We start from the raw sequence: 6,603 nt of genomic DNA, 5'->3' as shown, positions 1-6,603 counted from the left end.
CGCGCGAGCAGCCCCTCCGCGACGCCGAGCCCGGCGACCAGATCGGGCGGCCCCTCGACGAGCGCCGGTACCGCCGGCGGCGGGGGGACGGGCGCGAGGGCCGGCTCCACCGCGGCCAGGATCCGGTGCAGCTCCGCCGGCTCGAGCGCGCGGTCGACCGCCAGCGCGGCGAGCGACGCCGGGTCCGTGCCCGCGACGAGCGCGGTGACGATGCGCTCGGCGGTCGGCAGCAGGTCGCGGAGCACGGCGAGCGGGGGATCGACGCCGATCTGCAGGGTCGAGGGCGAACGCCAGACGAGGGCCGCGGCGGGGTCGATTCGGAGCACGGCCGGGATGATGCGCCGAGGCGCGGTCGGTGTGCGGCCGTTGTCCACAGCCCTCAGACCGGCGGCGGGGGCTCCTCGCCGCGCAGCAGGTCCTCGATCTCGCGGTCGACGTCGTCCGGCGGATCGCCGCCGCCGGTCAGCCGGGCGACGATGCGGTCCGGGTCGTCGATGTCCGCCGCCGTCGGCAGCAGGTCGGGGTGGGACCAGAGCGAGTCGCGCGCCTCCACGCCCACCGCGTCCGTGATGCGTCGCCACATGGCGGCCGCCTCCCGGAGCCGCCGCGGCCGCAGCTCGAGGCCCACCAGGGTCGCGAACGCCTGCTCGCCGGGGCCGCCGGTCGCGCGCCTGCGCCGGACGGTCTCGGCGACGGCGTCCGCCCGAGGCAGCCGTTTCGTGGCCTCGGCGGTGACGACGTCGACCCAGCCCTCCACGAGCGCGAGCACCGTCTCGAGCCGACCGAGCGCCGCGAGCTGCCCCTCCGTCTTCGGCGGGATGAGCTCGCCGTTCGAGAACGCCTCCCGCAGCCGCTCGGTGTCGGTGGGATCGAAGTCCGCGGCGAAGGACTGCACCTGGTCGAGGTCGATCGACAGGTCCTGCGAGAAGTCGCCGATCGCGCTCGTCAGGTTGAGCCGCAGCCAGCGGGCGTGCCGGAAGAGGCGGGCGTGGGCGAGCTCGCGGACGGCGAGGTAGAGGGTGACCTCCTGCGCGTCGATGTCGAGGCCCGCGGCGAAATCGGCGACGTTCTGCGGCAGGAGCGCGGCCTGGCCGTCGGGCAGCAGGGGCACGCCCACGTCGCCGCCCGAGACCACCTCGCTCGCGAGGCCGCCGACCACCGCGCCGAGCTGCGCTGCGAAGATCGTGCCGCAGACGCTGCGGAGCACGCGGCCGGCGTCGGGGATCGCGCCGGCGATGTCGCCGGGCAGCTGCTCGCTGAACACCCGCGTGAGGGAGTCCGCGATCCGCAGCGCGACGGGCTCGGCGAGCTGGCTCCAGAAGGGCATGGTCGAGCGGATCCACTGCGTGCGGGTGAGCGCCTTCGGCTGCTCGGGGAGGGCCCCGAAGCTGCTCGACTCGTCGAGCCAGAGCCCGGCGACGGTGAATGCGCGGTCCACGCCGGCGGCCTGCGCGTCGGTCGGGGTCGTGGAGCCGGCGCCCGCGGCCGCGACCGCCTGCTCGGTGGAGATGGACCAGTCGATGGTGCCGTCCGCATGCTGGACGGCGTCGCGCAGCCGCGCCATCAGCTGCTCGAGCCCGGCCGCGCCGCCCGGGAGGCCCATCGCCTTCGCCAGCTCGGCCGCGTCGGGCTGTCCGCCCTCCGCGAGCATCCGTCGCAGGATCTCCTGGAGATCCGGCTCTCGGCCTTCGTCCGGCTCATCGGCCATGCACGTACGCTAGCGCGCGCACTCGCGGGCGTCGGCCCCGAGGCGTCGGAGGGCGAGGGATGCGCGTGCGCGGGAGGCCGGTTCCGTGGCGGGCCGTCCTGCCGGTGGTCGCCCTCGTGCTCGTGCTGCTCACGGCGCTGCTGCCCGCGCCCTACGTGATCGAGTCGCCGGGACCGGTGACGAACACGCTCGGCACGACCGAGATCGACGGCACCGCGACGCCGGTGATCGAGATCCCCGGCACGCGCACGTATCCGACGTCCGGGGCGCTCGACCTGCTCACCGTGAGCGTCATCGGCTCGCCCGTCGCGACCCCGTCCTGGCTGACGCTCGCGGCCACGTGGTTCGACCCGGCGCAGTCCGTGACGCCCATCGACGAGCTGTACCCGCCAGGGCTCACCCGGCAGCAGTCCGACCAGCAGGGCACGGCGGAGATGACCGGCTCGCAGCAGAGCGCGGTCGCGGCGGCCCTGACGAGGCTCGGCTACCCGGTCACCGGCACGGTGACGGTGCGGTCGGTCGGCGCGAGGACCGCCGCCGCGGGTGTCGTGCGCACGGGCGACGTGGTCCGCTCCTTCGCGGGGCGCACGCCCGTCGACAGCTGCGCACTGCAGGACCTCGTGCTCGCGCACGGCGCCACGCCCGCTCCGATCGTGCTCCAGCGCGCAGGCAGCACCCGCACCGCGACCGTCGCGCCACGGTCCACGGACCTCGGCGGCGGCCAGCGGCGGCCGCTGCTCGGCATCACGACCTCGTCGACCTACCGCTTCCCGTTCTCGGTGAAGCTGCGCCTCGCGAATGTGGACGGGCCGTCCGCGGGGATGATGTTCGCGCTCGGCATCATCGACGAGCTCACGCCGGGCTCGCTCACCGGAGGTGCGCACGTGGCCGGCACCGGCACGATCTGCGGAGACGGCGCTGTCGGCCCGATCGGCGGGATCGTGCAGAAGATGGCGGGTGCGCGCAGGGCGGGAGCGACCGTCTTCCTCGCCCCGGCGAGCAACTGCGACGAAGTCGTCGGCCACATCCCCGGCGGTCTCCGCGTGTTCTCGGTGAAGCGGCTCGCGGACGCCTTGGCGGTGCTGAAGACCGTCGCCGCGCGTCGCTCGACGACGCGCCTGCCGACGTGCCCCACGCAGGTAGGCTCCTGATGGTGACGACGCCTGCAGCAGCGCCGGCACGACGTCGCCGGGCCGCTCTCGCGATCACCCTGGGCATCGTGGTGGTCCTCCTCATCGGGTTCTTCCTGTTCGCAGGTCTCTACGCCGACGTGCTCTGGTACGACCAGCTCGGCTACCTCCGGGTGCTGCTGACCGAGTGGCTGACCATCGCCACCCTGTTCGTCCTCGGCTTCCTCGGCATGGCCGTGCCCGTGTTCCTGACGATCCAGCTGGCCTACCGCCTGCGCCCCGTCTACGCGAAGCTGACGGCGCAGCTCGACCGCTACCAGCAGGTCATCGAGCCGCTCCGGCGCCTCGTGATGATCGGCGTGCCGGCCGTGATCGGCCTCTTCGCCGCGGTCTCGATCGCGACGCGCTGGCAGCCCGTGCTGCTCGCCCTCCACGGCGGATCGACGGGGAAGAAGGATCCGCAGTTCGGGATCGACACCGGCTTCTACCTGTTCCAGCTGCCCGCCCTGCACGGCCTCGTCGGGTTCATCTCCGCGGTGCTCGTGGTCTGCGTGCTCGCCGCGATCGCCACCGCCTACCTGTACGGCGCGATCCGCATCGCGGGCCGCGAGGTGCGGGTCTCGCGCGCCGCCCGGGTGCAGGTCGCCATCACCTTCGCGGTGTTCCTCGTCGTGCAGGCCGTCAGCCTGTTCCTCGACCAGTTCATCACCCTCTACGACACGAGCACCGGCAACCTCATCACCGGTGCGGCTTACGCGGACGCGAACGCGGTCATCCCCGGCCGCCTGATCCTCGCGGTCATCGCGCTGCTCGTCGCCGTGCTGTTCGTCGTGACCGCGTTCGTCGGCCGCTGGCGGCTGCCGCTCATCGGCACCGGCCTGCTCGTGCTGGCCGCCGTCATCGTCGGCTCGATCTTCCCGTGGGCCATGTGGAACCTCTACGTGAACCCGAGCGAGGGGAGCGTGGAGAAGCCCTTCATCCAGCGGAACATCGACGCGACCCAGGCCGCGTACGGCGTCGGCCGGCAGGACGTCCAGCAGATCCCCTACAACGCGAAGACGACCGCGCAGGCCGGGGCGCTGAAGACGGATGCGGAGACGACCGCCAGCATCCGCATCCTCGACCCGAACGTGGTCTCGCCGGCGTTCGGCCAGTTCCAGAAGTTCAAGCAGTACTACGAGTTCGCCGCCGACCTCGACGTCGACCGCTACACGATCAACGGGAAGAACCAGGACGCCGTCGTCGCCGTGCGCGAGCTGAACCAGGACGGGCTCGGCACCAACCGCACCGACTTCAACGACGCCTTCGTCTACACGCACGGCTACGGATTCGTCGCCGCCTACGGCAACCAGCGCTCCGGTGACGGCACGCCCGTGTTCTTCGAGTCCGACATCCCCGAGACCGGCTCCCTCGGCACCTTCCAGCCGCGGATCTACTTCGGGGAGAACTCGCCCGCGTACTCGATCGTGGGTGCACCGAAGGGCACGAAGCCGCTCGAGCTCGACTACGCGACCGGCAACGGGTCGGCGAGCGGGCAGCAGTCGACGACGTTCTCGGCGAAGGGCGGCCCGTCCGTCGGCTCGTTCTTCAACAAGCTCATCTACGCGCTGAAGTTCCAGTCGGATCAGATCCTGCTGTCGAGCGCCGTGAACTCGCAGTCGCAGATCCTGTACGACCGCGACCCGGCCTCCAGGGTCCAGAAGGCCGCCCCGTACCTGACGCTCGACCGCGACCCGTACCCGGCCGTCGTGAAGGGCCGCGTCGTGTGGATCGTCGACGGGTACACCACGTCGTCGAGCTACCCGTACTCCCAGCAGCAGAGCCTCGAGGCGGCGCTCTCGAACTCGACCGACAGCCAGACCCCGTACGCGACGGACCAGATCAACTACATCCGCAACTCGGTCAAGGCCACGGTCGACGCGTACAGCGGCAAGGTGACCCTGTACGCGTGGGACGAGCAGGACCCCGTGCTGAAGGCCTGGCAGCAGGTGTTCCCGGCGACGGTGGAACCCATGTCGAGCATGACCTCGGAACTCATGGCGCACGTGCGCTACCCGGAGGACCTCTTCCAGGTGCAGCGCTACATCCTCGGCCGGTACCACGTGAGCACGCCGACGTCGTGGTACCAGACGGAGAACTCGTGGCGGCCGCCGTCGGAGCCGACCGGCTCCGCGTCGAACAACCTGCAGCCGCCGTACTACCTGACGCTGCAGATGCCGGGGCAGACGACCCCGACCTTCACGCTGTACTCCACCTACATCCCGGGGCAGACCACCGGGACGTCGAGCAGCAACATCACCGGGTACCTCGCGGTGGACTCGGACGCCGGGACGTCGCCGGGGACGAAACGCAGCGACTACGGCAAGCTCCGGCTGCTGACGCTGCCGAGCAACACGACCGTGCAGGGCCCGGGTCAGGAGCAGACGCTGTTCAACGCGGCCGCGCAGACCTACATCTCCCTCCTCGAGCGCGGCAGCACGAAGGTGACCCGAGGCAACCTGCTGACGTTGCCGGTCGGCGGGGGCCTGCTGTACGTGCAGCCGGTCTACGTGGCCTCGAACTCGGAGACCTCCTACCCGGTGCTGCAGAAGGTGCTCGCGGGCTTCGGCACCAAGGTGGCGTTCGAGAACACCCTCGACGACGCCCTGAACTCGCTGTTCGGCGGGAACTCCGGCGCGAACGCGGGTGACAGCGGCGTCTCGACGGGCGGCTCGGGCACCGGTTCGGGCGGGACGGGTTCGACGGGCACCGGATCGACCGGCACCGGCACCGGCACCGGTACCGGCACCACGAACAACAAGGCTCTCCAGCAGGCGCTCGCGGACGCCCAGCAGGCGCTGAAGGATCGCCAGGCCGCCTACGCGAAGAACGATCTGGTGGCGGCGGCGCAGGCCGATGCGAAGCTCCAGGCCGCTCTCGAGAAGGCGATCGCCGCCGGCGGCTGAGCGAGCCGGCCGGGGCTCGAGCGGCGGGCGGTCGCGCCGAGCCTCCCACTCGCGTGGTAACCTGGTGGTGCATCGCGGGGTGGAGCAGTTCGGTAGCTCGCTGGGCTCATAACCCAGAGGTCGTAGGTTCAAATCCTGCCCCCGCAACCAACGACGAAGGCCCCCGCCGCCAGGTGGGGGCCTTCGTCGTTGGTGGGGTGGGCGGACGCGGCCCTGCTCGGGTAGGTGGGCCCACGCCCGCGAGGGGCCCCGGGCGGCGCGCAGCGGCGCTCGTCGGAGCGGGGATGTGGAGGCGCGTCGCTCCGCGTGACGCACATGCGGGCGTGCGACGGTGACGCGACCGGCCGACCGTGCCGCCCTCGGAGGGACCATGACCGCCACCAGCACGCCGCGCACCCGCCGGCGTCCGTACTCCGCCCAGTCCGGCACGCGCCGACGGGAGATCCTGGCGCACAAGGACGCCCATCATCCGGCCGTGGTCGCCCTCGCGGCTCGGCACGCCGCCGAGGTGCAGCTTCGGGTCGCGGACGCGATCACCGCGTTCGCGGGCTCGATGCGGTTCGTCTACATCCACATCGTGCTGTTCGCCGCGTGGATGCTGCTCTTCGAACGGAGCCCCTGGCCGACGCTGACGCTCGTCGTGTCGCTCGAGGCGATCTTCCTGTCGACCTTCGTGATGATCGGCCAGAACCGGCAGTCCGCCTTCCAGCAGACGAAGGCCGACCACGAGTTCACGGTGCAGGAGAAGGAGCTCGACGAGAACACCGTGCTCACCCGCGAGATCCATCGGCTCACCGTCGAGCTGCACCAGATGCAGAAG

At 71.6% G+C, this 6,603-nt stretch carries 4 protein-coding genes, 1 tRNA gene and 1 pseudogene; 4 read left to right on the top strand and 2 right to left on the bottom strand.

Annotated elements, in window-relative coordinates; translation table 11 throughout:
• Positions 1-326 (bottom strand): annotated as a pseudogene (locus JWQ92_RS11260) (hypothetical protein); the annotation flags it as partial.
• Positions 327-379: 53 nt separating this feature from the next.
• Complete coding sequence (locus JWQ92_RS11255) at positions 380-1,708, bottom strand: zinc-dependent metalloprotease (protein ID WP_297344553.1); 1,329 nt, start codon at positions 1,706-1,708, stop codon at positions 380-382.
• A 59-nt stretch (positions 1,709-1,767) separates the two neighbouring features.
• On the opposite strand from JWQ92_RS11255, the gene JWQ92_RS11250 reads away from it, so the two are divergent.
• The 4 genes from JWQ92_RS11250 to JWQ92_RS11235 form a co-directional block, all read left to right on the top strand.
• Positions 1,768-2,859, top strand: a complete 1,092-nt coding sequence (locus JWQ92_RS11250) for a S16 family serine protease (RefSeq protein WP_297344552.1) — start codon at positions 1,768-1,770, stop codon at positions 2,857-2,859.
• Positions 2,859-5,783: a UPF0182 family protein gene (locus JWQ92_RS11245; RefSeq protein ID WP_297344551.1), complete on the top strand. Its 2,925-nt coding sequence runs from the start codon at positions 2,859-2,861 to the stop codon at positions 5,781-5,783. The genes JWQ92_RS11250 and JWQ92_RS11245 overlap by 1 nt, the downstream gene beginning before the upstream one ends.
• Positions 5,784-5,856: 73 nt before the next feature.
• Positions 5,857-5,933, top strand: a tRNA-Met gene (locus JWQ92_RS11240).
• A gap of 220 nt (positions 5,934-6,153) precedes the next feature.
• Positions 6,154-6,603: DUF1003 domain-containing protein (locus JWQ92_RS11235; protein ID WP_297344550.1), on the top strand; the 450-nt coding region annotated here is incomplete at its 3' end.

This window comes from Amnibacterium sp. (assembly GCF_025463795.1).
GTDB lineage: Bacteria > Actinomycetota > Actinomycetes > Actinomycetales > Microbacteriaceae > Amnibacterium.
Note: the sequence above shows the minus strand (reverse complement) of the source record. Positions and strands in the feature narration are given on the sequence as shown.

Coding starts and splice junctions, on each gene's coding strand:
- JWQ92_RS11250 (WP_297344552.1), top strand. CDS start 1,768: ATGCGCGTGCGCGGGAGGCCGGTTCCGTGGCGGGCCGTCCTGCCGGTG.
- JWQ92_RS11245 (WP_297344551.1), top strand. CDS start 2,859: ATGGTGACGACGCCTGCAGCAGCGCCGGCACGACGTCGCCGGGCCGCT.
- JWQ92_RS11255 (WP_297344553.1), bottom strand. CDS start 1,708: ATGGCCGATGAGCCGGACGAAGGCCGAGAGCCGGATCTCCAGGAGATC.